Annotated in this window: 25 protein-coding genes; 13 read left to right on the top strand and 12 right to left on the bottom strand. The window is 54.2% G+C overall.

Features of this window, described 5'->3' with window-relative positions; all coding sequences use genetic code 11:
- Positions 1 to 43: 43 nt before the first annotated feature.
- The 4 genes from RT657_RS18545 to RT657_RS18530 form a co-directional block, all read right to left on the bottom strand.
- Positions 44 to 1,012, bottom strand: coding sequence for an HNH endonuclease signature motif containing protein (locus RT657_RS18545; RefSeq protein ID WP_313656225.1), 969 nt, complete (start codon positions 1,010 to 1,012; stop codon positions 44 to 46).
- A gap of 159 nt (positions 1,013 to 1,171) precedes the next feature.
- Positions 1,172 to 4,576 carry a glycosyltransferase family 2 protein gene (locus RT657_RS18540; protein ID WP_313656224.1) on the bottom strand — a complete coding sequence of 1,135 codons (3,405 nt, stop codon included), beginning with the start codon at positions 4,574 to 4,576 and terminating at the stop codon, positions 1,172 to 1,174.
- Between the two features lie 102 nt (positions 4,577 to 4,678).
- Positions 4,679 to 8,200 (bottom strand): glycosyltransferase, encoded by a 3,522-nt coding sequence (locus tag RT657_RS18535; protein ID WP_313656223.1) that lies wholly within the window; start codon positions 8,198 to 8,200, stop codon positions 4,679 to 4,681.
- A 210-nt stretch (positions 8,201 to 8,410) separates the two neighbouring features.
- Entirely contained in the window at positions 8,411 to 9,616 is a 1,206-nt protein-coding gene (locus RT657_RS18530; protein WP_313656222.1) for a FliC/FljB family flagellin, read from the bottom strand.
- Between the two features lie 336 nt (positions 9,617 to 9,952).
- Here RT657_RS18530 and fliD point away from each other — a divergent pair, with 336 nt between their 5' ends.
- The 4 genes from fliD to amyA all read left to right on the top strand — a co-directional run bounded on the left by fliD (position 9,953) and on the right by amyA (position 13,731).
- Entirely contained in the window at positions 9,953 to 11,365 is a 1,413-nt protein-coding gene (gene fliD / locus RT657_RS18525; RefSeq protein WP_313656220.1) for a flagellar filament capping protein FliD, read from the top strand.
- 11 nt (positions 11,366 to 11,376) lie between these two features.
- Positions 11,377 to 11,784 carry a flagellar export chaperone FliS gene (gene fliS / locus RT657_RS18520; RefSeq protein ID WP_111139963.1) on the top strand — a complete coding sequence of 136 codons (408 nt, stop codon included), beginning with the start codon at positions 11,377 to 11,379 and terminating at the stop codon, positions 11,782 to 11,784.
- A complete protein-coding gene (fliT, locus tag RT657_RS18515; protein ID WP_313656217.1) occupies positions 11,784 to 12,149 on the top strand; it encodes a flagella biosynthesis regulatory protein FliT in 366 nt (121 codons plus the stop codon). Before fliS ends, fliT begins: the two co-directional genes overlap by 1 nt.
- Positions 12,150 to 12,249: 100 nt before the next feature.
- Positions 12,250 to 13,731 (top strand): alpha-amylase, encoded by a 1,482-nt coding sequence (amyA, locus tag RT657_RS18510; RefSeq protein ID WP_313656215.1) that lies wholly within the window; start codon positions 12,250 to 12,252, stop codon positions 13,729 to 13,731.
- Positions 13,732 to 13,816: 85 nt separating this feature from the next.
- Here amyA and yedD read toward each other — a convergent pair whose 3' ends face one another.
- On the bottom strand, positions 13,817 to 14,287 hold the full coding sequence (yedD, locus tag RT657_RS18505; protein WP_313656213.1) for a lipoprotein YedD: 471 nt from the start codon (positions 14,285 to 14,287) through the stop codon (positions 13,817 to 13,819).
- A 251-nt stretch (positions 14,288 to 14,538) separates the two neighbouring features.
- Between yedD and RT657_RS18500 the strand changes: the two genes are divergently transcribed.
- A complete protein-coding gene (locus RT657_RS18500; RefSeq protein WP_313656212.1) occupies positions 14,539 to 14,862 on the top strand; it encodes a DUF6388 family protein in 324 nt (107 codons plus the stop codon).
- Positions 14,863 to 15,023: 161 nt separating this feature from the next.
- Here the strand turns inward: RT657_RS18500 and iraP are convergent, their stop codons facing one another.
- Positions 15,024 to 15,323, bottom strand: a complete 300-nt coding sequence (iraP, locus tag RT657_RS18495; RefSeq protein ID WP_111139968.1) for an anti-adapter protein IraP — start codon at positions 15,321 to 15,323, stop codon at positions 15,024 to 15,026.
- A 176-nt stretch (positions 15,324 to 15,499) separates the two neighbouring features.
- Here iraP and RT657_RS18490 point away from each other — a divergent pair, with 176 nt between their 5' ends.
- Positions 15,500 to 15,739, top strand: a complete 240-nt coding sequence (locus RT657_RS18490; protein WP_111139969.1) for a DinI-like family protein — start codon at positions 15,500 to 15,502, stop codon at positions 15,737 to 15,739.
- A gap of 38 nt (positions 15,740 to 15,777) precedes the next feature.
- On the opposite strand, the gene RT657_RS18485 is transcribed toward RT657_RS18490, so the two are convergent.
- The 3 genes from RT657_RS18485 to RT657_RS18475 all read right to left on the bottom strand — a co-directional run bounded on the left by RT657_RS18485 (position 15,778) and on the right by RT657_RS18475 (position 16,907).
- The gene (locus RT657_RS18485) at positions 15,778 to 16,044 is read right to left on the bottom strand and encodes a hypothetical protein (protein WP_111139970.1); all 267 of its coding nucleotides are present in this window, start codon (positions 16,042 to 16,044) and stop codon (positions 15,778 to 15,780) included.
- A 151-nt stretch (positions 16,045 to 16,195) separates the two neighbouring features.
- Entirely contained in the window at positions 16,196 to 16,537 is a 342-nt protein-coding gene (locus RT657_RS18480; protein ID WP_313656208.1) for a hypothetical protein, read from the bottom strand.
- Entirely contained in the window at positions 16,524 to 16,907 is a 384-nt protein-coding gene (locus tag RT657_RS18475; protein ID WP_313656206.1) for a hypothetical protein, read from the bottom strand. The genes RT657_RS18480 and RT657_RS18475 overlap by 14 nt, the downstream gene beginning before the upstream one ends.
- Before the next feature lie 137 nt (positions 16,908 to 17,044).
- On the opposite strand from RT657_RS18475, the gene RT657_RS18470 reads away from it, so the two are divergent.
- The gene (locus tag RT657_RS18470; RefSeq protein WP_313656204.1) at positions 17,045 to 17,677 is read left to right on the top strand and encodes a helix-turn-helix domain-containing protein; all 633 of its coding nucleotides are present in this window, start codon (positions 17,045 to 17,047) and stop codon (positions 17,675 to 17,677) included.
- A 40-nt stretch (positions 17,678 to 17,717) separates the two neighbouring features.
- On the opposite strand, the gene RT657_RS18465 is transcribed toward RT657_RS18470, so the two are convergent.
- Positions 17,718 to 17,966, bottom strand: coding sequence for a hypothetical protein (locus RT657_RS18465; protein ID WP_313656203.1), 249 nt, complete (start codon positions 17,964 to 17,966; stop codon positions 17,718 to 17,720).
- A gap of 294 nt (positions 17,967 to 18,260) precedes the next feature.
- On the opposite strand from RT657_RS18465, the gene RT657_RS18460 reads away from it, so the two are divergent.
- A complete protein-coding gene (locus tag RT657_RS18460; RefSeq protein WP_313656202.1) occupies positions 18,261 to 18,461 on the top strand; it encodes a hypothetical protein in 201 nt (66 codons plus the stop codon).
- 153 nt (positions 18,462 to 18,614) lie between these two features.
- Here the strand turns inward: RT657_RS18460 and RT657_RS18455 are convergent, their stop codons facing one another.
- Positions 18,615 to 19,079, bottom strand: coding sequence for a hypothetical protein (locus RT657_RS18455; RefSeq protein WP_313656201.1), 465 nt, complete (start codon positions 19,077 to 19,079; stop codon positions 18,615 to 18,617).
- 253 nt (positions 19,080 to 19,332) lie between these two features.
- Here RT657_RS18455 and RT657_RS18450 point away from each other — a divergent pair, with 253 nt between their 5' ends.
- A complete protein-coding gene (locus tag RT657_RS18450; protein WP_313656200.1) occupies positions 19,333 to 19,830 on the top strand; it encodes a hypothetical protein in 498 nt (165 codons plus the stop codon).
- 74 nt (positions 19,831 to 19,904) lie between these two features.
- Here the strand turns inward: RT657_RS18450 and fliE are convergent, their stop codons facing one another.
- Positions 19,905 to 20,216 (bottom strand): flagellar hook-basal body complex protein FliE, encoded by a 312-nt coding sequence (fliE, locus tag RT657_RS18445; protein WP_313656198.1) that lies wholly within the window; start codon positions 20,214 to 20,216, stop codon positions 19,905 to 19,907.
- A gap of 230 nt (positions 20,217 to 20,446) precedes the next feature.
- Between fliE and fliF the strand changes: the two genes are divergently transcribed.
- From fliF to fliI, 4 genes are read left to right on the top strand one after another with little or no spacing between them, the layout of a single operon-like run.
- Positions 20,447 to 22,171 (top strand): flagellar basal-body MS-ring/collar protein FliF, encoded by a 1,725-nt coding sequence (gene fliF / locus RT657_RS18440; RefSeq protein WP_313656197.1) that lies wholly within the window; start codon positions 20,447 to 20,449, stop codon positions 22,169 to 22,171.
- Entirely contained in the window at positions 22,168 to 23,160 is a 993-nt protein-coding gene (gene fliG / locus RT657_RS18435) for a flagellar motor switch protein FliG (RefSeq protein WP_313656195.1), read from the top strand. The genes fliF and fliG overlap by 4 nt, the downstream gene beginning before the upstream one ends.
- On the top strand, positions 23,153 to 23,845 hold the full coding sequence (gene fliH, locus RT657_RS18430; RefSeq protein ID WP_313656194.1) for a flagellar assembly protein FliH: 693 nt from the start codon (positions 23,153 to 23,155) through the stop codon (positions 23,843 to 23,845). Before fliG ends, fliH begins: the two co-directional genes overlap by 8 nt.
- On the top strand, positions 23,845 to 25,209 hold the full coding sequence (gene fliI / locus RT657_RS18425) for a flagellar protein export ATPase FliI (RefSeq protein WP_140916955.1): 1,365 nt from the start codon (positions 23,845 to 23,847) through the stop codon (positions 25,207 to 25,209). The genes fliH and fliI overlap by 1 nt, the downstream gene beginning before the upstream one ends.
- The last annotated feature ends 3 nt before the right edge of the window (positions 25,210 to 25,212 follow it).

Below are 25,212 nucleotides of genomic sequence, written 5' to 3'. Positions count from 1 at the left end.
TGTTGCATCAGAGCGCAGATCCTTCTGCACTCATCAGTAGGAATTAACGACGGGTACGCAGCCGTTGCCGCGTGGCGGGCGGCACGGCGGTCCACAGGCTACAGACACGGCCATCCAGCTCCTGATACCAGGGCGCAATATGCTGCCGCGCCTCCTCGCCAGGATGCACCTGGATCCTGCCAGACTCACCATCAATGCTAATCAATCGGTTAATAAACAGCCGCTGCAAATCGCTGCGCAAAAACAGGCCATTGTCGATGCTGTTGTCGGCCAGCAGACCATCCTCGCCCTCTCGCGTGTCGATATGGCAGGCCTCCACCCACGGCCAGTTATGCCGTTCAGTCAGTTCGGTGCCGGTCATGACGCAGGCACCGTAGCGTGCTTTGACACCGGCGCTAAATTCAGCCTGGCTGGCGCGCTGCAGCACCCGGGCCCTGACACGGCGCCCGACCTCTGTTCCCGGCATCACGGCCGCGGGTACTTTGAGCTGCGGTGTGCTTAGCACCACGATGAACTGAATGCGCCGGGACTGCGGGAAACAGGGATTCGCCTGCGGATTAAAAAGCTGCCAGTAGGCCTCGTCATCATCCTGATGCATCAGCACCAGCTTATAGCCGCGGCTGCTCAGCAGGTTCTGCGCCGTGGCCGATTGCGGGTCGATCATTGCAAAGACCTGACTGGTGCCCATCACCTTCCACAGGTTGTCGCGCTTCTCGTTTTCGCTGCGACGAAAATAGAGAAACGAGAGATTCTGTTTCAGGTAGTGCTCAAAGCGACGCAGGTAATTTTTTCGCTCGTTGTCACTGGAGATAAACAGCAGATCTTCTAACGGGCTGTTGCTCTCTTCCTGGGCGAACACCGCACGAATCTTCAGTGTACGCAGACCGGTTGAGGGGCTTAATAAGGCGCGCGCCGTCAGTTCTTTGTCATCAGGGTATTGCAGAGCATAACGCCGGGCGATCTCCTCGAAGGTCAGCCGCTCGCCCGGCAAAAGGTCATAATTGAAGCGCATAGACACTCCACAAAGTTGAAATCAAAATGATGTTGTTCTGTGAAGAGTTATCGGCAGGCCAGGGGGGAACTGTAACGGGATGGGAAAAGACCTGAATGCTGCCGGGACGCGGAAACAGACGAAGAGGAGGGAAACGCCGGGCGCACCCTCCTCCAGAGGTTACGCCTCGTCAGCTGTCAGCCATGCAGGCAGTTCACCCTGCGGATAAATCCAGTCTGCGTTAACTTCCTGATAAAGATTGTCACCCAGCGTGCGGGATGCCAGGGGATCATTGACCATTTTGTTAATCATAAATCGCCACTGCGAGGTTTTATTATTGAGTCGCTGAACATGCCTGATCGCTTTATAGGCATCGTGATCGCTGGCAAGAACCGGATAACCACAGGCTCCCAGCTGTGCAATCACCTGATGCCCTTCCGCCTGGTTCTGCCAGCAATCGGCAAGAGGCGCGAGAGCCAGACTGAGATTCAGCGCCTGAAACTTCTGTGGCAGCCTGTTCTGCGGCACTTGCCGGTGATACTCGTGAATATAAGGTTTCCATGCGTCAGGACAGGCCCCATAGATAATCCAGCGGATCTGTTCGCTCATCTCCCGGATAAGCGTGTCGATGTGCCGCCAGTCTTCCTGGCGCAGGTCTGTCAGCACAATGCCGACCCGGGGTTGACTCCCGTTCTCGGTAATCTGCTGCGCGGCATTAGCCAGCCCCTGCCACGCGGCATCAAGTCTGTCGGCCTGCAGCAGGCTGTTGTGATGGTTAAATAGTTTCAGTACGGCGGCGTTTCTGAAAAGTAAACGATCGGCCTCCTGCAGGATACCGTCACAAACCAGCGGCTGAGTACGCGGGCGCATTGACGCCCGGGTCACTTCGACAATAAAGCGCGTATCCGGAAGAAGGTGTTTATTGCTGAACAGTGATGAATGCCGGTGCGCCATGACATCGTTAAGCACGAGGCATTCCGGCTTGATCCGGTAAACTTCACTCAGGGAAGCAGAGTGACCGGCCGCCGCAACGCTGTCTGCTCCCGCCTGCGTCACCGACTGGGCATAGGCTTTAACCCGGTGCGCCTCTGCTAATTCAGCGGGGTCGAATAAAAACAGTGCGCTGAGCGCCATGCCTGACCGTGCCGCTATGCGCAAATAACTGCTCTCTCTGACAAACGCTTTGCCGTTCCAGGAGAGATTGAGATTGTCACCAGGATCATGCGCTAAACGCGCAATCCATTTTTCCGTAAAAACCGGTGCATCCAGGCTGAGCTCCGTCTCTGACATGAGCTTATCGCAGCAGACGCGTGACATCGGCACGAACAGGTTCACAGACGCTTTATCTGCCGCCCGGAGCAGCAGATCGCTGATCGCCGCATGGACAGTGGTAAATTCTTCCCGGAGCCCGCCAGCCTGATGGAAGGAAGCGGTGCGTATCATTATGCATTCACTACTCAATAGCAGGCATTGCTGTGGAACGACCTGCTCCGGTACACATCTGTCTTGTGCGGGATGCCCCGCGTCAGCCTGACCATAATATCGCCGGCTATGCCCATGAATAAGTGCGGAGGAACAGAGACGATTATCTTCATTCAGTAAAAGTGGTGCGCAGGCGAGGATATCCGGGCGGCCGCAATGATTCAGTAGCGCCTGAAGCCAGGTTTTATTATTGAAATAGACGCCACAGGAAAGGCAGAGTGCAAAGGTGCCGCGTGCGACTGAGAGTGCATAATTCAGCGCACTGACCGCGCTGATTTTTTCGTCAACCAGAAACACCCTGAAGATATCGCTGTTCAACTCCGACAGCGCAGAGAGCCACTCTCTGACACGCTGATCGCCTGAGAAGTTGTCGATAAAGATGATCTCATACTCCACATCACTGACGCTGTCGACGAAAGTGGACAGCAGTCGCTTCACGCGGTCGATTTCATCTTCGACGACAATAATAACCGTCAGTTTATCGCTTTTTCGGACGGGGTAGTCGATGGAGAAAAGCCTGTCGCCGGAACGGTTCACCGAGGCGTCCGGGTACCCTCGTTCAGCGAGGTGTTCTGCCAGCAAAGAGACCGTCAGACTTTCCTGACTGGCAGTCGTCACCACTTCAAGCAGAGGCAGTGGAATATGCCGTATATCCTGTGTCAGGCCAGCACTGGCAAGTTGTAATAAAAATGCGGTCTCAACGGCCTGAACCGGGATGTCGCGTGACCTGACAATCTCCAGGCATAATTCCCGCCGGAAGAAAGTGCCCCGGGCAAAGCGATCCGGCATCGCCAGAAAATAATCCGGATCAAAATCAGGCAAAAACAGCGACGTCAGCGTACCCTGCGGATTCAGAAACATCCGGTCAGTGTAAAAGGCCAGCGACTGACTGATTTCTTCGCTGAAATGTGTGAGGCCAGAAAAAATCTCCGGAAAAACACTGTCGCCAGCGCGCAGGAAAAGCACCCACTCATGCTGATCCTCAGCCAGCAGGTTAGTTAACCAGTGGCTGAAACGCTGCGGTTGTTGCTGTTGAGCGCCTGTCACAGGCTCAGCATAACTGTCCACCTTCAGATTTAGTGTGCTGAGCGATGATTGCGTTCTGGCCGCAGCCGGTGAAGCGTTCTCCCCCAGCATCACGACTCTGACGGATAAACCGGGTTCCGCTTGTGAGCGGGAGGGGTAACAGGTGGGGTATGAGGCCAGCCAGGTTTCAGCAGGCAAATACTTCTCGTCACACTTGCTCTGCGCGGCCCGTTGCGTGACAGCGAAAAAGTGCATTAACTGCCGGGAGAAGTTCGCTTCAAACTGATTCATGTGCTCGCGGACTTTATATAGCCCGGCACGTGTGCGGTTCAGTTCTGCCTCATCGTCGCTGAAGCAGACGCCTGCGCCACCCATGTCGCGAATCGACGCCTCAGAGATGGCAAGCTTCTCATAACCTTCAGCCACCATTGACACGACCGGTGTGCCGCAGAGTGCGGCGAGATTACAGGTCCCGGACCACTCAAAGGTATACATCACCTGCGCCGATTTTAAAATTTCAGCCAGTTCAGCAAGCGGGCGTGGCTTTTTAACCGAGATAACGAGGATGTCTTCAGGCAGGCGAGTGAAATCGACTTTATCTTCAGGCACTCTGTTGAGATAAAGCAACCGGGTCGTTTTGGCTCTGCCATCATCAGAAAACATCTCTAGGTCAGGCCCGACCATCGTTAAAAAATCGACTTCAGGTTCTTTTATGATCAGCTGCGAGCTGTACCAGAAAAAGAGATCCTCCTCTGTTTCATCCAGACGGTTCCCGTTAAGCAGGGCTTCATGATTTAACATGTAGCGCACGCAGACGTCAGCATTGAGCGGATTGCCGGAGTATATTTCAGGGTAGACTGCAACCGGAATGAGTTCAGCTTCTTTATGCTGTTCATAGGTTTTTGCATCCAGTCTGGGCGTATTCCAGGCCGGATTGACAATCGCGCAGTCAACCATCCATGCGCTGCCCCCGTGCAGGTTTATCTGATGGCAGAGCTTGTGTAACGCCTGAATCCCACCGGAGGACTCCCGGTAATCTGGCGACACAATATAATAAGGATGCTTCAAGTCAGACATCACCACTCCTGCCGCGGCGTTGATAAAAATATTGAAAACTGCCTATGACCTTATTCGGGCTCTCTGCAGTCAACTCAGAGGGCCCCGGGCATTCAGCATCGATCAGGGCTGCCAGGCTTTTGCCCATTCACGCAGGTTCTCGCCTGTCAGCATCCAGTTACGTCGTATGCTGGCCTGTAATTTCAGGCCCATTTCGGCACTGGCTGCCGGGTCGGCAAGATGCATCCGGATAGCATCGCGCCACTCAATAAAACGGTTATTAACGCGCGTAACCGGCAGATCATCCTGCCGGTAACAGGCGACATTACTGCAGATCACCGGCACGCCGCAGGCACCATACTCCAGCAGGCGCAGATTACTTTTGCAGGCATTGAAGCTATTCTCTTCAACCGGCGCCAGCGCCAGATCAAGGTTCAGTGATTCAAGCGCTGCGGGGTACAGGCTCAGATCCACGCCGGTATGTATTTCATGCACGTAGGGCCGGAGTTTATCCGGACACATGCCCATAAAGACCCATTCAACCTGATTTGAAAATTCGCGCACGATATCAAAAATCATTTCGAGATCGCCACGATGGCTTACCCCGCCCGCCCAGCCTACCCGGGGTTTCTGCCCCTGATTGCGCAGAGACTGGAGCGCCCCCCAGGCATCAACAGGAAGACGGTTTTTAATCACCACGATGTCCGGATGCATACTGCTCATCGCGTCCGCCAGCGGTGCGGTAGAAACCACAAAACGGTCAAAATAGCTCAGGCTCTTACGGATTAATTTTGCCGTTTCCTGCTTATAAGCCTGACGGCCATAATGCTTCATCGGCAAATTAATAATGTAATCGTCCAGCTCGAACACTTTAAATACGTTGTGAAGTTTACCGATCCGCTCCATCCAGTTATGGAAGGCCGGTGAATAGCGACGCTGAATGATCAGGCTGTCGGGCCGGAATTGACCCATTTCACTTAATGTCAGCAGTGTCATGCCGCTCTTACCCTGCGCCACCCCTTCTGCGACCATCGCCTGAAGCGGTTGGGTAATACGGTAGTGGCCGCAGCCATATATATCAGCATTGTGTGCCAGGAATGTTGGCAGATTTTCTGCTTTAACCGTCAGCCCGTTGACCTCGTCATTTCTTAATTCGAAGTGACGACTTCTTAGCGAGAGATTGGCGTTATAGGCAGGGTCCCGGGCAACAACCGGCATCCATCGGGAATAGATTTTATCCTCTTCCAGCTGTTTCAGCTTACTGGAGGTCTGCGCCGTTTCATCCGGGAATGGGCTGGTGCGTGCGGCAGGCCGATGCATCCGGGCATAAGGTGTCCAGACCGTCAGATACCCCTGTTCACGCGCGCGCAGACAGAGGTCCACATCGCCATATAAACGCTGCTCATGATCGAATCCGCCCAGTTCATCAAATACGGCTTTGCGCATCAGCACCAGATCGCCTGATACGGCGCTGTAGTTCTGATCAACGTTCATGCGTCCCAGATAATTCGCGTCCTGATCGTCATTTCCGCGGAAAACTTCGCCGACGGCACCATTTACGCCCAGGATATAGCCTGCATGCCTGATTTTATTCTCAGACGAGAGGTGTTTTGCGCCAACAGCAAAGACTTCAGGCCGCAGTCCATGATTAAGCAGATTATCCAGCCACTCACCGTCCGTGATGGCCATTTCGCAATGCATAAAAACAAGATATTCACCAATGGCCTGCTCAGCAGCCAGATTCGCCATCGGGCCGTGACTGAAGGCACCGTCATAGCTCAGGGTTTTAATACGCGCAGGATCCACGCGGGCGATATCCGATAACCATTGATCCCGCTCTGGTGTGCGCTGATTATCGGCGACCAGGATCATTTCATAATTGTGCCAGGTGGTTTTTTCCAGCAGCGTGGTAACGCAGCTAATCAGCGAGGCGAGATGCCAGTTCGCCAGAATAACAATCGACACAACCGGCTTGTCGGGATGGTTATAACGCAGACGGTAATTAAAGAATTTATCCAGTGCCGCTCTCCCCTCGGGGTAGCCGCGGTTCTGTAAGTGTCGCTCAATGATCGACACATCTTCGAGAATATCTCTGCTTTCCAGATAACCGGTTAACAACGGCTCCGCCAGATGGCCGATTCCCTCAAACCCCTGCGATTCGATCAGCTTAACGATAAGATCAAACTCAGCGGATGAGGGATAGCGGGCATCCAGACCCTCTGCCGCTAAGAGTAACTCCCGGCGGAACAGCCAATGCTGCGCCATGGTTTTAGGCGAACTCAGTAATAAGTCGAGATTGAAATCTGGCCGGAAGGCTGCCCCTATCGGCGCATTATCAATATAGAAAAACTCATCCGCGTAGATTGCTAACCAGCCATTCTGAACGAGCAGCATTGAACTTAAGGCGAGCAATCCGGACGCATGTAAGGTGCAACTGGCATCCAGGAACATGATCCAGTCATCCTGGCGGGCCTGGATGCGTTGATTGATGACATCGATCCGGCTTTGCTGTGTGGCAGTATGGCATTCAGTCCGCGTGTCCGGGGAGACACCGATTGTAATCAGAACCGGTTCAAACCGGAGGCCTGGTATCGCTATCTGGCTAATGAACGTTAACAGTGATTCAAGGCCCGCAACGGTTTCTTCGGTAACGGTAATGAAAAAGGCGACGCTGACAGGATGCGTGTTTGCCGCGGCGATATCCTCTAACATATTTTGCTGTAAAGGATTCAGGGTGCGCGAATTCCGCCATGACGCCAGGATCTCTAACGTAAAATTCTTCTGCTGTTCTTCAGAGAGATTTTTAATGATGAAGGCATCAGGCTGGTCGAGGTGAGCCACCCGTGCCAGATGAAGTGCAGGTTCAGCATCGTCAGATCCGTTCTCCTGACGAATCTTCTCGTATAACACGTCACGCCCGATCCTGAAAATCTCATCACTTTCACATTGATGAGGCTGACGGTCGACGTCAGAAGCGCGCACGCTGCAAAGCGGTGCGGCAAACCAGAGAAGATGCGTATGGCTGAGCAGGCGGTGAAAGATAACCAGCGCCGGGATCGCCTGCAAGGCGGACTCACCGGTGGTGAGTAACGACTCGTCAATCAGGATCTGCGTCAGATCGTCGCGGTAAAATAGCGCGGCGGTCAGCTCTCCCGGCAGGCTGTACGCTTTCTGTGTCTGATTGCGCAGCAGATCCTGGCCATGAATAATGCTGTCTTCGCTGGTCAGCGGTGCGGTCGAGATAAGTGCGGGCAGCAACTCCCTCTGCGGACCGACGCGTTCACGGCTGGAAATCGCCACGCGACACTGAGGAAAAGCACTCAGACCGGAAACCAGGGTAGAGACACAGGCGGGTTTCAGCAGATCGGCATCTGACAGGAACTTAATATAGGTGCCTTTCGCCACGCTCACGGCAGCCTCATAAACCGGCACCGCCTGCTCATCGACCTTTAAGTAATGAAGGCGATGACCGTGCTGTGGAAGGTAATCCTGCAGTTTTTTGTGAATAAACTGGCTGTCGCTGGTATCCGCCACAATAATTTCGATGTGTGGATAATCCTGACTCAGCGCGCTATCGAGCGCCTGGGTAAACCAGATGGATGCGCGTGCGGTTATGATGATGCTGACAAGCTCGTGTTGATGCATTTTACTCTCTCTCGCTGACTCCTCTTAGCCCTGACAGACTGAGAGCAGCACACATTTTGCTTTAGCATAATCTTCAGATGAGCGTTCAATCGGAGAAGTAAAACAGCAAACAGGGCCTAATCTGCCAGAACGGCTGCGGACTCATTTTGTTCAGACATAAAAAAACCCCGCCGAAGCGGGGTTTTGCGCGTTGATTCCCGAAGGAGTCGATTAGCCCTGCAGCAGAGACAGAACCTGCTGTGGAACCTGGTTAGCTTTCGCCAACACGGAGTTACCAGCCTGCTGTACGATCTGCGCTTTAGACATGTTTGAAACTTCAGTTGCGTAGTCAGCATCCTGGATACGAGACTGTGCAGCTGACAGGTTAGTCGTGGTGTTGCTCAGGTTAGTCACGGCTGAGTTCAGACGGTTCTGAATCGCACCCAGTGAAGAACGGAACTTATCCACGCTCGCAATCGCTTCATCCAGTTTAGCCAGTGGGCTTGATGAAGCACCAGTGGTCAGGCTCGACAGGCTCATGTTAGAGGTGTCAAGTTTGAACGCTGCGGTACCAGCAGTGGTCGCAGTGTCCGCTGACTGTGGATCTACAGCAACGAAGAAGGTTTTAGCATTTGCTGCGCCGCTGGCGATGTCGAAGCCGTTCGCTTTCAGGTTGTTAGTTTCAGCATCGCTGCCTGAAGTTACGGTGACTTTAGCAAACATTTTGCCATTGTCATCTTTGTAGACGCTACCGGAGTCAACAGCAACACCAGAGGCAGCCACACCCAGACGGGTAGAGAGTGCATTGGCAGAGGATTCAGCAACAGTTGCACCGGTTACGTTGGTAGTAGAACCGTACGCTGCTTTGAATTCAGTTGCGCCAGCTGCAGTCGGGGTGCCCGCCGGGCCGTTGACGTTGAAGCTGTCCAGACCCAGGGTCTTGGAGTCGATTTTCTTCAGGTCGATAGTGATGGTTTCGCCATCGTTAGCGCCAACCTGGATGTTCATTTTGCCGTCTTTAGCCAGCACGTTCACGCCGTTGAACTGAGTCTGACCAGATACGCGGTCAATCTCGTCCAGACGTGATTTGATTTCGTCCTGGATTGAAGATTTGTCAGATTCAGAGTTAGTACCGCTTGAAGCCTGTACAGTCAGCTCACGAATACGCTGTAAGTTGTTGTTGATTTCTGACAGTGCGCCTTCAGTAGTCTGCGCTGCAGAGATACCGTCGTTGGCGTTACGAGCAGCCTGAGTCAGACCCTTGATGTTAGAGGTGAAACGGTTGGCAATCGCCTGACCAGCAGCGTCATCTTTTGCGCTGTTGATACGTAAACCAGAAGACAGACGCTCCATAGAGGTAGACAGAGCTGACTGGTTCTTGTTGATGTTGTTCTGAGTGATCAGCGAGAGGCTGTTGGTATTAATGACTTGGGCCATGATAAATTTTCCTGTTAATCAAGTCTTTCGGTTAAGGTGTGGGCTTCAACCCGCCGGCTTCAGCGCCGTCAAGGTTGTTATCGTCTGCCGTCAAACAACCTTTAGAATTTTTTTAGTACCAGGCGAAATTTTCTGCTTCTGCCTGTCACGTTGTAAGTTATCGCCACCGGTTCCGACTTCTTTAGCGTTAATTCATTAATTTTCTAGCCGCTGAATTGCCCTTCTCTATAGTGCTTATTTACCTCATTACCCTAAGGCAAATAGCCTTAAACTTTCTTTAATCAAGGCCGATAACTCCGGTATCAATTTCCCTGTCGACCTTATAAAGGATTAAACATGGCTAGTATTAGCAATCTCGGTGTCGGTTCCGGCCTGCCGCTCAGTACGATGCTGGACAGTTTGCAGACCGCTGAAAAAGCGGCGCTGAAACCTATCTCAACGCAGCAGTCGGCTTACACCGCCAAGCTCAGTGCTTATTCCACGCTGAAAAGCTCACTGACCACGTTTCAGACCGCGAACAGCAAGCTGAACAGTGCCGACCTCTTTACCGCCACTACCGCGACGAGCAGCTCAAGCGCGTTCAGCGCCACGACCTCTGGCAGCACCGTGGCCGGTAAATATTCGATTAACGTGACGCAGCTGGCGCAGGCGCAGGTTCTGACCTCGGCAGTTCAGAGCAGCAACAGTGCTGCACTGGGCGACAGCTCCGTGGCCAGTCGCAGCATTGCGATTACCCTGAAAGATGGCACCAGTAAAAGCGTCACGCTCAGTAACGACCAGACGTCGCTGACCGGCATGCGCGATGCGATTAATGGCGCTAACGCAGGTGTGACCGCCTCGATTATTAAAGTCTCAGACGGCAGCTTCCGCCTCTCTATGAGTGCCAACAAGACCGGCAGCGACAATGCGGTGGCTTCTGTTGCCGTCACGGGTGACAGCACCCTGCAGGGGATCGTCGGCTTTGACGCCAGCGCCAGCAGCAATCCGATGACGCAGAGCGTGGCGGCACAGAACGCTAAACTGACCGTGAATAACATCGCGATTGAGAACAGCAGCAACCAGATCAGCGATGCCCTGGAAGGCATTACGCTGAATCTGACTGCGCAGACGGTGGGCGATCAGACACTGACGATCACTAAAGACACCTCAAAGGCCTCCAGCGCGATCAGCAGCTGGGTAGATGCTTACAACACCTTGCTGGATCAGTTTAATACGCTGACCAAGTACACCAAGGTCGACACCAATACAGATTCGCAGGACAGCAGCAACGGAGCGCTGCTCGGTGACAGCACGCTCCGGACCATTCAGACCCAGCTGAAAAGCCTGCTGACCAATGCGCAGAGCTCCTCGGAATATAAATCACTGGGCCAGATTGGCGTGACCACCGATCCGACGACCGGCTCACTGAAACTGGACTCGACCAAGCTCAGCGCCGCCCTGGATAAAGATGCGGCGGGCGTGAAAGAGATGATTGTGGGTGACGGCAAGACCGGCATCACCGCAAAAATGGACGCTAAACTGACCGAATGGCTCTCCTCAAAGGGGATTGTTCAGGCCGCCACCGATGGCGTCAGCAAAACGCTGAATAACTTAACCGCGCTTTATAACACCACCAGCGATCGCATTGATGCGGATATCGCCCGTTATAAAACACAGTTTACCCAGCTGGATATGGCGATCAGTAAACTCAACTCGACCAGCACCTATCTGACGCAGCAGTTCGACACATCCGATTCGTCTAAAAAATAACAGGAGGGACCATGTACACCGCTACAGGCACCCAGGCCTATGCAAAAATTGGCGTCGAAAGCGCCGTCATGAGTGCCAGCCAGCAGCAGCTGGTGGTCATGCTGTTCGACGGCGCACTGAGCGCGTTAATCCGCGCACGCCTGTTTATGCAGGATGGCAATATTGAAGGCAAAGGTAAATCGATCTCCAAAGCCATCAATATTATCGAAGCAGGCCTGAAAGAGGGTCTGGCTGAAAACCGTGGTGATGAGCTGGCAGATAACCTGCTGGATCTTTACAACTACATGACGCGTCGCCTCCTGGAGGCGAACCTGCATAATGATGTTGCCGCGATCGAGGAGGTCGAAGGCCTCCTGCGCAACATCGCAGACGCGTGGAAAGAAGTGGTTCAACCTAACCCTATTCAGGACGCCGTTTAATGACAACTGCACCGCATCTGCTTGCCGTTTACCAACAGTTACTCGATCTCAGCCAGGGAATGCTGCGTCACGCCGCACAGGGCGAATGGGATGAATTGATCAACAGGGAGACGGAGTATGTCAGTGCGGTGCAGAATTTAGCGCACTCGACAGAGGCGATATCGCCCTCTTCTCAGACGCAGGAGCTGTTACGCCCGGTGCTGCGCCGCATCCTGGATAATGAAACTGAAGTGAAACGCCTGCTGCAGGCACGGATGGATGAGCTGGCCGCTTTAGTGAATCAGAGCAGCCGCCAGAAATCGGTGCTCTCTGCCTATGGTAAGCAAGGCGGTGTCGTCATGGTGCCGCGCGAAACGCTCTCCTGATCGTCTGCTTTTTACGCCGCCAGATTTATTTTTCTGCGCGGCGTCTCTTTTCTGCCGCTTACTCCATACTTAATTTTCATCATCCCCTGGAGTGTGGTAAATGCAAAACCCGACGTTATTACAGTTTTTCCATTGGTATTATCCGGATGGCAGCAAACTGTGGCCTGAAGTTGCCGAACGTGCAGCCTGGCTTAGTGAAATTGGTATTACGATGGTGTGGCTCCCGCCAGGCTACAAAGGGGGTTCTGGTGGTAATTCTGTCGGTTATGACACCTATGATCTCTTCGACCTGGGTGAGTTCGATCAGAAAGGCGGCGTTGCCACTAAATATGGTGACAAACAGCAGTTACTGGCAGCAACAGAGGCGCTCCGCAGCCATAACGTTGGGGTGCTGCTGGATGTGGTACTGAACCACAAAATGGGTGCTGATGAGAAAGAGCCGATCAGCGTCAACCGCGTCAATCCGGATAACCGCGATGAAATCTATGACGAGGTCATCGAGTGCGAAGCCTGGACTAAATTCACCTTTCCGGCACGCGAAGGAAAGTATTCGAAATTCGTCTGGGACCACAAATGCTTTAGCGGCGTAGACCACATTGAAAATCCGGATGAAAACGGGGTTTTCAAAGTCATCAATGACTATACCGCCGAAGGCTGGAACGATCAGGTTGATAGTGAGCTGGGTAACTTCGATTATCTGATGGGTGCCAACATCGATTTTCGTAATAATGCGGTCCGGGAAGAGCTGAAATACTGGGCGCGCTGGGTGATGGAACAGGTGCCCTGCACCGGCTTCCGCCTGGATGCGGTAAAACATATACCGGCCTGGTTTTACAAAGAGTGGATTGACCATATTCAGGAAGCCGCCCGGGAGCCGATGTTTATCGTGGCGGAATACTGGTCATTTGAAACGGAGAAACTGCAGGAGTATGTGCACCAGGTAGAAGGCAAAACTATGCTGTTTGATGCCCCCCTGCACATGAACTTCCATCAGGCCTCTACCGCTGGCAGCGCCTACGACATGAGCCAGATTTTTGCTAACTCTCTGGTCGTCGCCGATCCCTGGCATGCGGTGACCATTGTGGCCAACCACGATACACAGCCGCTGCAGTCGCTGGAAGCGCCGGTTGAAGCCTGGTTCAAACCGCTGGCTTATGCGCTGATTCTGCTGCGCGAACAGGGCGTGCCGACGATCTTCTATCCGGATCTGTTCGGTGCGACCTATGAGGATGAAGGCGGCGACGGCGAAAAGCATAAGATTGAAATGCCCGTGATCCCGGAGCTGGAAGGGTTAATCCGGGCCCGCCAGCAGTATGGCTGGGGTGTGCAGACCGACTATTTTGATCATCCCAACTGTGTGGCGTTCAGCCGCAGCGGCACCGAAACCCAGCCGGGCTGTGTCGTCATCATGTCAAACGGCGATGCGGGCGAGAAAAGCGTGCCGATGGGTGACGGCTTTGCCGGTAAGGTCTGGCGCGATCATCTGGGTAACCGTGAAGAGACCATTACCGCCGATGAGCACGGCACAGCGGTCTTTGTCTGCAACGGGGGTAGCGTCAGTGTCTGGGTGTTAGCAGAATAAGCTACACAGTAAAAACAGCACCGCCCCGGCGGGCAGAGGCGTGAAGTACGCCATCTGTCTGTCGGGGCGGTGCTTTTCAGGGGGGTTAACCCGCGTTATGTTCGGTGATCGCCGTCCGCAACAGCTGCGGTTCGATATTCTGGATCACCGCAGCTTTAGGCTGTTTCGCCACTTCTTTCAATGCCTGCTGACACTCCAGGGTCGGACGTTCCACTTTGCGCAGGGTCAGTCCGTCATACTCCAGCTCACCGTTATCCACGTTCAGCGGCATCACGCGCATCTGACGCGTGACGTTGACATAATCCCCGTTCAGTCGGGTCAGTTTACCCGGCTTCGCGATCACCCGCTGCCACTGACGACAATCCAGCGTGGTCCCCTCCGCAGTGATTAACAGGCTGCCGATGGCCTGGTCACTCACGAGGCCGCTCTGCGGGCCGTCGGTCTGCCAGTTCCCCTGCAATTCCGCAGGTGCCGGCGTCTGCACCGCATTCTCATAATCGTTGATTTGCGCACAGCCACCCAATGCCAGCGCGGCAATCAGCATCCACTTTTTCATGTTTAATCCCTAAGATCGCGTCAATGGCGGCTACGTTATAATTTTTCCACCGCGTTGCGCAAGGTATCTGGTGTCGGGTGAGCGGGGAAGAGGTAATAAAAGCCACATTTCCACGGCGATCTAGGCTGGATGCCCTCCCCGGTCGTCTGACGCTCTACAATGAGGATGACAGAAGCACGCGCGCTCACGCCTGACAAGCGAAACACAACCCGCTACACTGGCGCGCTGCCATACTTTTCAGGAACAGGAATATGAAAACCCCAGAAGCCTATTATGCCCAGGCGCGCGACATGTTTTTTACCGCGCATCCCGACTTTCGGGCTGCGCTGGATGAGTTAACAGAGAGCGATGCCCGTGCCGCCAATCTGTCGCTGCGCGAGCTACGCGAATGGCATGCAGAACGCATCTATGCCGCATTTTTACGGCAAAAAAATCTGGATGGGATGATCTTCTCTATTCAGCTCGCTGAGCCAGATAAAGCGGTTGCGGCGGAAGCGATCGAAAGCTATCTCAAATCTCACGCGGAATCGCTGGGGATGAGCTGGGAAGAGTTCTGTATCAAAAACGAACTCTGATCGGCACCGCGCTAAGGGGCCAGATTCACGCTTCAGAGCCGTCGGGCGGCGAATTGTACAATAAGCCGGAAAGCTCGCCTTAAAAGATAACGCTGGCGTTAACGGGCCCTGAAGATAGCGGACCTCTGCGCGGCCCCGAAAGAGGCGCAGAGGTCCGCCGATTATTCTCTTTCTTCTGCGATTTTGCCTTTCACTTCCACATAGCTTGCCACCGCCAGCAAACGATTGATGTGTGTCAGCAACAGGTCAACGTCAGACTGCATAAATTCAGCCGAAGACTGCGAGGCGGTGATAATCGCATCCTGAACCGTTTCCGTGATGGTCAGTGAGTTATCCTGTTTCGCCTGTACCAGCAGCGCGGCAACCAGCAGGGACTGAGCCTCCAGCTGCGCGGTCAGCTCCTTTGCATCGACGTCCATTTTTGCCAGCTTGAGCAGAATATCAATCACCAGTTGTCGCATCGCGCACCTCCTGAAAAGTAAGCTGCCATTATGTCGTGAGGCGCGCCGGTTTAGCCAGCCGAAGATGACGCCTTCTTTACCCCGAAAATTTTGCCCGAAATCGGCTATGCCGCCTTGCTACTGTTTTTATTTACAGTATCATAGGTCAGCGATTTTGCTCAGAATGGATTGCCATCATGTTTGTTGAACTGATTTATGACAAGCGCAACGTTGCCGGTTTACCGGGTGCCCGCGAGATGATTCGTGAGGAGCTGGAAAAGCGGGTGCATCGGGTGTTTCCTGATCTCGAAGTCAGGGTTAAGCCGATGGAACGTAACGCGATTGATACTGATTTAAGTAAGAACGATAAAGCAACAGTTGCGCGGATTGTTGAAGAGATGTTTGACGAAGCGGAAATGTGGCTGGTGGCCGATTAATCCCTTAACGGCCACCGCATCAGTTAGCGGGAGAAAACTCAGCTCTCCTGCTCACTGTGATTGATTTCAATCTCGATATCCTGAATCGCGGCATCCAGGTCTTCCAGCAGTTTCCCCTGCTTGTTAAGCAACGCATCGATTCGATCGGCGTTGGTTTTATCTTTGTACTCACCGGCATCAAAGGCTAGCCAGTGGCTCGAAAGGGTTTCAGTGTTGGTTTGCGCATAGTGGCGCATCTCTTTAAGCTGAGAGGTCACGTCACGCAGATATTCAGTTTTGGTCTTGGTTTCAGTTGAATCGCTCATGCTGAATTTCCTTCTGGTCAGTTATCCAAAATGATTAGGCTTAGCGGTTCATCAACCGGCCAATCAATCGGCATACATTAAGAGATAAAATGTCGCCGTGAGATTTAAATGTAGTTGATAATAGCGAAGCCGCACTAAGAATAATCGGAAGTTACGGTTTTGCGTTTGCTTTGACCGGCGGCAGTTCTCCATCCACTACCACTTCTTTGACTTTGATGACCGTTTTATCCGCAGTGCGATCGGGAATGGCATCCAGTTTCTGCTGAAGAGCAGTTACTTGCGTCGTCAGCGCATCGACACGATCATCCCGTCGTTCGGCCATTCCCCAATAATCTGCCCGGATCTCCTCCACTCGCTTGTTGGCGGTGTGACTGACATAGAGAAAAATAATCGTCATCAGGATGCAAATCATTGAACAGACCAGGAGAATGGTGCCCAGAATGATTTTGCGCCGGTTTGACACAGGATCATGCGTATCTTTAACGGTTGTCATCACTGCGATCCTCCAGAGTTGAGATAAGCCGATCAATTTCAATACGAAACTTGTTGTTCTGCTCGGCTTCAGTCATGGCCAGTAAAATTCCTACCGCATTTTTGATTAATCGAAGATCGGTTTCGAGCGTCGCAATCCGGCGCAGATTTCTGTCATGACGTTCGCGCAACTCGTCGTTCTCCTCGCGTATCAGCTGATTACTCTCTTTCAGCAACAGCACCTGCTCTTTGTAACTGGTAATAATTTCGCCGCCTGCACGATTACTGGTCACAATAGAGGCAATGCCTGCCAGTAACGGTTTCCAGAACAGTGCTGCAGCGCCCCCACCCAGAACTAACGCACCCATACTGGTAATCAGACTACTTTCCATGCCACACCCCTTTATCTGGTAAGGTCTCTGGAACTTACTGCGTGCTTATCAGACACGATCCCCCGCCATGAATTTAAGATTGCTTAAACACCAGACTTAAGTATACTTAAAGCACACTTAATCAAAAAGTCAAGCCGATGAAAAACAGAACGCTGGGTGACCGCATCCGACTTCGCCGTAAAGCACTGGAGCTGACGCAGAAGCAACTGGCTCAGCAGGTAAAAGTGTCCCATGTCGCTATATCACAGTGGGAAAAAGAGGAGACGCTGCCGCGTGGTGAGAACCTGCTGCGGCTCGCTGAAGCGCTGGGCTGCGCACCGGCTTTTCTGATAGATGGAGATGGTCCTGTTTTCAGCGAAAGCGCATGGAGTGGTCTGCACCAGATCCCTTTGCTGACTCAGCGGAACGTGACGCAATGGCTGGCGGATGCTGACGCTGTGAAGTGTGAATGGCTGATGCATAACGACATAGCCCTTGCGCAGCAAAGTTTTGCTTTTCGCGTGGAGGAACAGGCCATGACGCCCGCCATCCTGCAGAATGATGTGGTGATTATCGATCCCACGCAGTCGCCTCAGCCGGGCGACTGCGTGCTGGCCCTGCAGCAGCAGACTCCTCTGCTGCGCACCTGGCGTCAGCGCGGCTCACAGGATGGCGTCATGCAGTTTGAACTGGCCCCGGTTAACATTAACTTTCCCGATCTGTACTCAAGCCGGGATAGCCTGAAACTGATCGGCACACTGGTTGAACTGCGCCGCTATCGGCAGATTTAGGCTGCGGAGCAGGCTCTGCAGCGGGCGGTCGCATGCGCGGTCAGAGGACGTCGGTGAGTTTATCAACCACCACGTTGCCCTGCAGATCGGTCTGCATGATGCGATAACTGACCGGCCATGATCGGCGGGTACTGAGTTTATCAAACAGGGTGACGCCGCCGATCTTTATTCCCTGATCGTTGACGATAATCCACTCTGTGACCTCTTCCTGACCACGGTTTCTCAGGCTCCGCGTGCGTTGCTCAATCAGCCGATCGTCAGCTGCAATCTTTAAATAGTCTTTTAACATTACATCTATCTCCTGGTAACGCTGGTTACTATATTCTTTTTTTTAATCACTTCAATCGAATTTATTAATCGAAGATGAGGTGACGTCTCCCCCGCTTCTGATGGTACTTACCCCGGCGAATCTGCTGATTTCATCAACCGGCTTACGTGCTTTACACCACTCTCTCTCGCTCAGGCCAGATCAGTCACCCACAGCACAGTCAGCACCTGACAGACTTTTCTCACTTAACGAACCTGGTTCTGTCAGGTTGTGCAGGCTGGTCTAGACTTAACGTACTGAAAAAAGGAGCGACACATGTTTAAGCACAATTCGAACGAAGAACGTAAGAAAGAAGGTGATGTCAGCAAAAGCCTGCCAGAGGGAGCTCCTCATGCAGGTAACATGTATGAAGAGGACGATCATCCTGCAACTGATGCACCTAAGGATCATGGCGAAGTGCCGCGTAAAAATGACGACAGCCAGGATGATAAAAAGGATCCGTTTAAAGCAAGCTAAGACGCGTGGCGCGCCCGATGGGCGCGCTGATTACAGAGAGGGGCAAGGGGCACGTTATTGCCAGTTTTCGCCCGCAGATGTTCTTTTCACCTGACGCCATCCGGTCAGGCTGTTTTAACAGCCGAGATGATGCGCAGACCCGCCTGCATCATGTTAATTTGCCTGTTCACAGTCGTAAGCACCTCGTATACGTATCTGACTCTGACTGGTGCGGACAATTTCGGCTCTCAGCATCCTTTTACCAGCCTGTGTCGTCTGCTCCAGATCCACCATCCCCGGCGCCCGGCTATTTTTGACCCGCAGTTTAATCATGACGTTGTTGTAATCGCCCTTCTGTTTGGTGAATGTCACCTTCTGTGTTCTGGCACGTTCGCCATTCACAAAGAACCAGCCACTGCTGTCAGGTTTAAGGGTAAACGGCCCGCACTGCAGGGAAGCAACGGCAGAGGAAGAGAGGCAGGCTAAACAGGTTATAAGGGCAAGTTTTTTTAACATAGAGTGAGCGTCCTGCTGGTTGCCGGTAAACGGAAAAGGCTCGGCAGAGATGAAACAGCCTTTTCTCTGCTGCGATATGGAATAAAGAGAAGTATAACCGGCGGTGGTCATCTTCCCCAGCATGCTGATCCTTAGCCCCTCTCCGTTGCTCGTCTCGCCATCCTCAGAGCTAATCCCGGGCCTGAACAGCTCCCCAGCGGCATCGGCTCAGCAGGCTGATAGCGTCAGTATCGTCCGACGCCGGAGCCTGTAACCGGTTAACCAGAACAAATCCATTTGGTGTTTCGGTTTTCTGTAAATAAACCAGCGCCCCGGATTCATTCCGGGAACCTCAATATATTTATATGTTATCCATGACACTACAATTGTGACTGGAATGGTCAGAGAAGCACTGAGAAAACATGGCGTAGCTGGACTCAAATCGTTTACGCCGCCGAAGAGAGAAGCCGGTAATCGTGTCATCTGCCTGCCAGATGCAGCCGTTGATACTCTGCGTGACCAGAAGGAATTTACCCGAATATATCCTCGGACTGCATTCACTTTTCATTCCCGGGAGTATCGCGAGCGCATTGAGCAACAGAAGACATTCGTGCTCAATCCCGGCGCAAATGCAGTCAATGGCCGTTCTGGAGCATATTATTCAGCAGAATCATCAGGGCAGAGATGCACCGGCGCACTAAGCCGTGCAGGCCTCCGTCACCGGAAATATATCCGTCACGTCACGCATTCGCGTGCCGGGCTCTCAGCAGGCGCAAACCCGAACGACATCACCTCGAAAATGGATCACGTCAATGCGCAGAGGATGTGCCGGATTCAGAGCGCCTGGATGTCAGAGAACATATCAACCAGCTATCGCTCATTAACACGAAAATGAGCGATCCTGTGCTACAGACGTGCTCCACTAAGGGACAGCATGATAAAGCTTATCAGCTTCAGGCCGTTACTCACCTAAACCTGCATGTTCATAATTTCACTGTACGCTGACACCAGTTTGTTTCTGACCTGAATCCCCATCTGCATAGAAATTGAGGATTTCTGCAGATCGACCATCACATCATTCAGGGCGATGCCGGGTTTCCCCATCTCAAAATCCTGCGCCTGAGTGCGGGCGGTGGTCTGGGTCTCACTGATCTTATCCAGTGCCGCTTTCATGGTGGCGCCAAAATCGATCTGACTGGAGGCTTCACTGCTGCGATTGCTGGCCTGAAGAGAGGTCGCCTGCAGCTGCTGCAGCACGCCGTCGATAGCCTGAATGGACATAAACGATACCTTTTAAAGAGGGAGTATTTTCTCTGTGCCCAAAAGTTAGCACGTTGTCAATGAGACAAAGCCGCTAAATGACAGCAAAAAACCTACCTTATCCAGCCATCGAATTTTGCTTATCACCTAATAATGCCTGGCATTGAAGTGGAAATTTTATCTACGCAGGTCAGGGAGTCTGTTTTGCCATCTCAACTTACCCGGTCAATTACGTCAGGCAGGAATCGGTCATGAATGCGAGCACAGCCGCCACAACAGAACAAGATAAGAAAGGCTTCGGTGACCTGCTCGCTCGCCTGCGCGCAAATCCGCGTATCCCATTAATCGTTGCCGCTGCCGCAGTGGTGGCGATTGTGATCGCGATGGTGCTGTGGGCAAAGCAGCCCAGCTACAGCGTTCTTTATAACAATCTCTCAGATGAGGATGGCGGTGCCATCGTCACGCAGCTGACGCAGATGAACATTCCTTACCGTTTCGCCGAAAATGGCGGCGCGCTGATGGTGCCGGAAGCGAATGTGCATGAGCTGCGTCTGCGTCTGGCTCAGCAGGGTCTGCCAAAGGGCGGCTCGGTGGGCTTTGAGCTGCTGGACAAAGAGAAGTTTGGTATCAGCCAGTTCAGCGAGCAGGTGAACTACCAGCGTGCGCTGGAAGGCGAACTGGCCCGCACCATCGAATCACTCGGCCCGGTTAAAACGGCCCGTGTTCATCTGGCGATGCCAAAACCGACCCTGTTTGTGCGCGAGCAAAAAGCGCCTTCCGCCTCTGTTACCTTAACCCTGCAGCCCGGACGCGCGCTGGATGAAGGTCAGATTCAGGCGATCGCGCACATGGTGTCGAGCAGCGTTGCAGGTTTACCGCCGGGCAATGTGACCGTCGTCGATCAGACCGGTCGCCTGCTGACCCGCTCCGATGCCGCCGGTCGTGACCTCAATGATGCGCAGCTGAAATATGCCGCAGAAGTTGAAGCACGTTATCAGCAGCGTATTGAAGCGATCCTGAATCCGATTCTCGGCCAGGGTAATGTGCACGCGCAGGTTACCGCACAGATTAACTTCGACACCAGTGAGCAGACGGATGAGAAATATCAGCCTAATGCTAACCCGTCGAACACGGCTATCCGTTCGCGTCAGACCAGCACCAGCGACCAGTCGGGCTCCCCTTACCCTGGCGGCGTGCCGGGCGCACTCTCTAATCAGCCTGCGCCAGCCAACACTGCGCCGGTAACGACACCGAACAATAATGCGGCCAATGGCCAGAACGCCAACGGACAGAATAACGCGGCCAATAACGGCACTCAGACCACCAGCACCGCCGCGGCCAGCACGACACCGATGAACTCCCGTCGCGACGACACGGTGAACTACGAGCTGGATCGCACCATTCGTCACACCAAAATGAACGTCGGTGACGTACAGCGTCTGTCGGTCGCGGTGGTGGTGAACTACCGTGCGGATGATAAAGGCAAAGCCGTTGCGCTGAACGAGCAGCAGCTGAAGCAGATTGAAGACCTGACCCGTGAAGCGATGGGCTACTCCCAGACCCGTGGCGACAGCGTCAACGTGGTGAACTCGCAGTTCAACACCACCGAACCGATGAGTGCTGACCTGCCCTTCTGGCAACAGCAGTCATTCTTTGAACAGCTGATGGATGCCGGTAAGTGGCTGCTGGTTGCCCTGATTGCCTTCATTCTTTATCGCAAAATGGTTCGTCCGCATCTGGTGCGTAAACAGGCCGCCGATAAAGCCGCTGCTGAAGCGATTGCCGCCCGCGCAGCTGAGAAACCGGAAGAAGAAGCCTTCAGCGTGCAACTCAGCAAAGATGAGCTGGAACAGGAACGTAAGTCTAACAACCGCATGAGCGCAGAAGTGATGAGTCAACGCATCCGCGACATGTCAGAAAACGATCCGCGTGTGGTAGCGCTGGTCATTCGTGAATGGATGAGTAAAGAGCTATGAGTCTGACCGGAACTGAAAAAAGCGCCATCCTGATGATGACCATTGGTGAAGAGCGCGCGGCGGAAGTCTTCAAACACCTGAACCAGCGTGAGGTGCAGCACCTGAGCGGCGCAATGGCCAACATGCGTCAGGTGTCACATAAACAGCTGACCGAAGTCCTGCGTGAGTTCGAAGCAGATGCCGAGCAGTTCGCGGCGCTGAGCCTGAACTCCAACGAATATCTGCGTTCGGTACTGACCCGGGCGCTGGGCGAAGAGCGCGCCTCCAGCCTACTGGAAGATATTCTCGAAACGCGCGACACCACCAGCGGCATGGAGACGCTCAACTTTATGGAGCCACAGGCTGCTGCCGACCTGATTCGCGACGAGCATCCGCAGATCATCGCCACCATCCTGGTGCATCTGAAGCGTTCGCAGGCAGCCGACATTGTGGCGCTGTTCGACGAGCGTCTGCGTCACGACGTGATGCTGCGTATCGCCACCTTCGGTGGTGTGCAGCCAGCCGCGCTGGCCGAGCTGACCGAAGTGCTGAACGGCCTGCTGGATGGCACCAACCTCAAGCGTGCGAAGATGGGCGGCGTGAGAACCGCAGCCGAAATCATCAACCTGATGAAAACGCAGCAGGAAGAGGCGGTTATCGAGGCGGTACGCGACTTCGACGGCGAACTGGCACAGAAAATTATCGACGAGATGTTCCTGTTCGAGAATCTGGTGGAAGTGGACGACCGCAGCATCCAGCGTCTGTTGCAGGAAGTGGAGTCCGAGCAGCTGCTGGTGGCGCTGAAAGGTGCCGAACAGCCACTGCGCGAGAAGTTCCTCAAAAACATGTCAGCCCGTGCAGCGGATATTCTGCGCGACGATCTGGCCAACCGGGGTCCGGTGCGTATGTCTGCGGTGGAAAACGAACAGAAAGCGATCCTGCTGGTGGTTCGCCGCCTGGCCGAATCCGGCGAGATGGTAATTGGTGGTGGCGAGGAAACGTATGTCTGATGCATTTTCTGCCCGTCCCTGGCAGCTGTGGCAGCCCACAGATTTAGGCCGTTTTGATGAGCCTGAAGCCGAGCCGGAGCCGGAGTTTACCGAGTCTGATGATGGCGTGGATGAGCAACAACAGCAGCTCGAACGCCTGCAGCAGCAGATGCGCAAAGAGGCGCAGGGCCAGGGCTATAACGAAGGCTATCAGCAGGGCATGACCGAAGGTCAGAAAGCGGGCTACGACGCCGGTTTTCAGCAGGGTCTGGTGGATGCGCAGCAGCAGCAGGCGCCGCTTCAGGCGCGGATGCAGCAGCTGGTCGCTGAGTTCCAGAACACTCTGGAATCTCTGGACAGCGTAATCGCCGCCCGTCTGATGCAACTGGCTCTGGAAGCGGCCCGTTCGGTTATCGGCCAGGCGACCGCCGTCGATGGCACCGCCCTGCTGCGCCAGATTCAGGGATTACTGCAGCAGGAACCGATGTTCAGCGGCAAACCGCAGCTGCGTGTTCACCCGGATGACTTACAGCGCATTGAGCAGACCCTGGGCCCGACGCTGGATCTGCACGGCTGGCGTCTGATCGCCGACAGCACCCTCCATCCCGGCGGCTGCAAACTCAGCGCAGAAGATGGTGACCTGGATGCCAGCGTCGCCACGCGCTGGCAGGAACTCTGCCGTCTTGCGGCACCAGGAGAAATTTGATGACCACCCGTCTGAATCGCTGGCTGGGATCGCTTGATGCGTTTGAAAAACGCATTGCTCAGGTACAACCGGTGCGCCGCTATGGTCGCCTGACCCGTGCTACGGGTCTGGTACTGGAAGCGACCGGCCTGCAACTGCCGCTGGGCGCGACCTGCATCATTGAACGTAACGATGGCAAAGCCATCAGTGAAATCGAAAGCGAAGTGGTGGGATTTAACGGGCAGAAACTGCTGATGATGCCACTGGAAGAGGTGGACGGCATTTTACCGGGCGCGCGGGTCTATGCGCGTCAGAACGGCGATAACCCGCAGGCGGGCAAGCAGCTGATGCTGGGGCCGGAACTGCTGGGCCGCGTCCTCGACGGCAGTGGCCGCCCGCTGGATGGGCTGCCTTCACCGGATACCGGCTATCGCGCGCCGCTGATCACGCCACCGTTTAACCCATTACAGCGTACGCCGATTACCGACGTGCTGGATACCGGCGTGCGGGCGATCAACGCCCTGCTGACGGTCGGCCGCGGCCAGCGTATGGGCCTGTTTGCCGGATCGGGCGTAGGGAAAAGTGTACTGCTGGGCATGATGGCACGCTATACCAAAGCGGACGTCATCGTAGTCGGCCTGATCGGTGAACGTGGTCGCGAGGTCAAAGATTTTATTGAGAATATTCTCGGTGCTGAAGGCCGCGCCCGTTCGGTGGTCATCGCCGCCCCGGCCGACGTGTCACCGCTGCTGCGTATGCAGGGTGCCGCCTACGCCACGCGCATCGCTGAAGATTTCCGCGATCGCGGCAAGCACGTGTTGCTGATTATGGACTCCCTCACCCGCTACGCCATGGCGCAGCGTGAGATTGCACTGGCGATCGGCGAGCCGCCTGCGACCAAAGGCTATCCGCCTTCCGTGTTCGCCAAACTGCCTGCACTGGTTGAGCGCGCCGGTAACGGCATTGACGGCGGCGGTTCCATTACCGCCTTTTATACCGTGCTGACCGAAGGCGACGATCAGCAGGATCCGATCGCCGACTCCGCGCGCGCTATTCTCGACGGCCACATCGTGCTGTCGCGCCGTCTGGGCGAAGCGGGTCACTACCCGGCTATCGATATCGAAGCCTCAATCAGCCGTGCGATGACGCATCTGATCGATGAGAACCACTATGCGCAGGTGCGCCAGTTCAAGCAGTTGCTCTCCAGCTTCCAGCGTAACCGCGATCTGGTCAGCGTCGGCGCCTACGCTGCCGGCAGCGACCCGATGCTCGATAAAGCGATTAAGCTCTACCCGCAGATGGAAGCCTTCCTGCAACAGGGGATTTTTGAGCGCAGCGATTACGACGACGCCACCCTGCATCTGCATGCGCTGTTTGGTCAGTGAACC

The organism is Pantoea sp. (assembly GCF_032114055.1).
GTDB lineage: Bacteria > Pseudomonadota > Gammaproteobacteria > Enterobacterales > Enterobacteriaceae > Pantoea.
The sequence above is the reverse complement of the archived record's forward strand: the minus strand, read 5'-3'. Positions and strand labels throughout refer to the sequence as shown.

Coding starts and splice junctions, on each gene's coding strand:
- yedD (WP_313656213.1), bottom strand. CDS start 14,287: ATGAAAAAGTGGATGCTGATTGCCGCGCTGGCATTGGGTGGCTGTGCG.
- RT657_RS18530 (WP_313656222.1), bottom strand. CDS start 9,616: ATGGCCCAAGTCATTAATACCAACAGCCTCTCGCTGATCACTCAGAAC.
- RT657_RS18455 (WP_313656201.1), bottom strand. CDS start 19,079: ATGCTGGGGAAGATGACCACCGCCGGTTATACTTCTCTTTATTCCATA.
- amyA (WP_313656215.1), top strand. CDS start 12,250: ATGCAAAACCCGACGTTATTACAGTTTTTCCATTGGTATTATCCGGAT.
- fliD (WP_313656220.1), top strand. CDS start 9,953: ATGGCTAGTATTAGCAATCTCGGTGTCGGTTCCGGCCTGCCGCTCAGT.
- fliE (WP_313656198.1), bottom strand. CDS start 20,216: ATGTCCATTCAGGCTATCGACGGCGTGCTGCAGCAGCTGCAGGCGACC.
- fliF (WP_313656197.1), top strand. CDS start 20,447: ATGAATGCGAGCACAGCCGCCACAACAGAACAAGATAAGAAAGGCTTC.
- fliS (WP_111139963.1), top strand. CDS start 11,377: ATGTACACCGCTACAGGCACCCAGGCCTATGCAAAAATTGGCGTCGAA.
- RT657_RS18485 (WP_111139970.1), bottom strand. CDS start 16,044: ATGAGCGATTCAACTGAAACCAAGACCAAAACTGAATATCTGCGTGAC.
- RT657_RS18450 (WP_313656200.1), top strand. CDS start 19,333: ATGGTCAGAGAAGCACTGAGAAAACATGGCGTAGCTGGACTCAAATCG.
- RT657_RS18545 (WP_313656225.1), bottom strand. CDS start 1,012: ATGCGCTTCAATTATGACCTTTTGCCGGGCGAGCGGCTGACCTTCGAG.
- iraP (WP_111139968.1), bottom strand. CDS start 15,323: ATGCGACAACTGGTGATTGATATTCTGCTCAAGCTGGCAAAAATGGAC.
- RT657_RS18480 (WP_313656208.1), bottom strand. CDS start 16,537: ATGACAACCGTTAAAGATACGCATGATCCTGTGTCAAACCGGCGCAAA.
- RT657_RS18460 (WP_313656202.1), top strand. CDS start 18,261: ATGTTTAAGCACAATTCGAACGAAGAACGTAAGAAAGAAGGTGATGTC.
- fliH (WP_313656194.1), top strand. CDS start 23,153: ATGTCTGATGCATTTTCTGCCCGTCCCTGGCAGCTGTGGCAGCCCACA.
- RT657_RS18500 (WP_313656212.1), top strand. CDS start 14,539: ATGAAAACCCCAGAAGCCTATTATGCCCAGGCGCGCGACATGTTTTTT.
- fliT (WP_313656217.1), top strand. CDS start 11,784: ATGACAACTGCACCGCATCTGCTTGCCGTTTACCAACAGTTACTCGAT.
- RT657_RS18535 (WP_313656223.1), bottom strand. CDS start 8,200: ATGCATCAACACGAGCTTGTCAGCATCATCATAACCGCACGCGCATCC.
- RT657_RS18540 (WP_313656224.1), bottom strand. CDS start 4,576: ATGTCTGACTTGAAGCATCCTTATTATATTGTGTCGCCAGATTACCGG.
- RT657_RS18475 (WP_313656206.1), bottom strand. CDS start 16,907: ATGGAAAGTAGTCTGATTACCAGTATGGGTGCGTTAGTTCTGGGTGGG.
- fliI (WP_140916955.1), top strand. CDS start 23,845: ATGACCACCCGTCTGAATCGCTGGCTGGGATCGCTTGATGCGTTTGAA.
- fliG (WP_313656195.1), top strand. CDS start 22,168: ATGAGTCTGACCGGAACTGAAAAAAGCGCCATCCTGATGATGACCATT.
- RT657_RS18490 (WP_111139969.1), top strand. CDS start 15,500: ATGTTTGTTGAACTGATTTATGACAAGCGCAACGTTGCCGGTTTACCG.
- RT657_RS18470 (WP_313656204.1), top strand. CDS start 17,045: ATGAAAAACAGAACGCTGGGTGACCGCATCCGACTTCGCCGTAAAGCA.
- RT657_RS18465 (WP_313656203.1), bottom strand. CDS start 17,966: ATGTTAAAAGACTATTTAAAGATTGCAGCTGACGATCGGCTGATTGAG.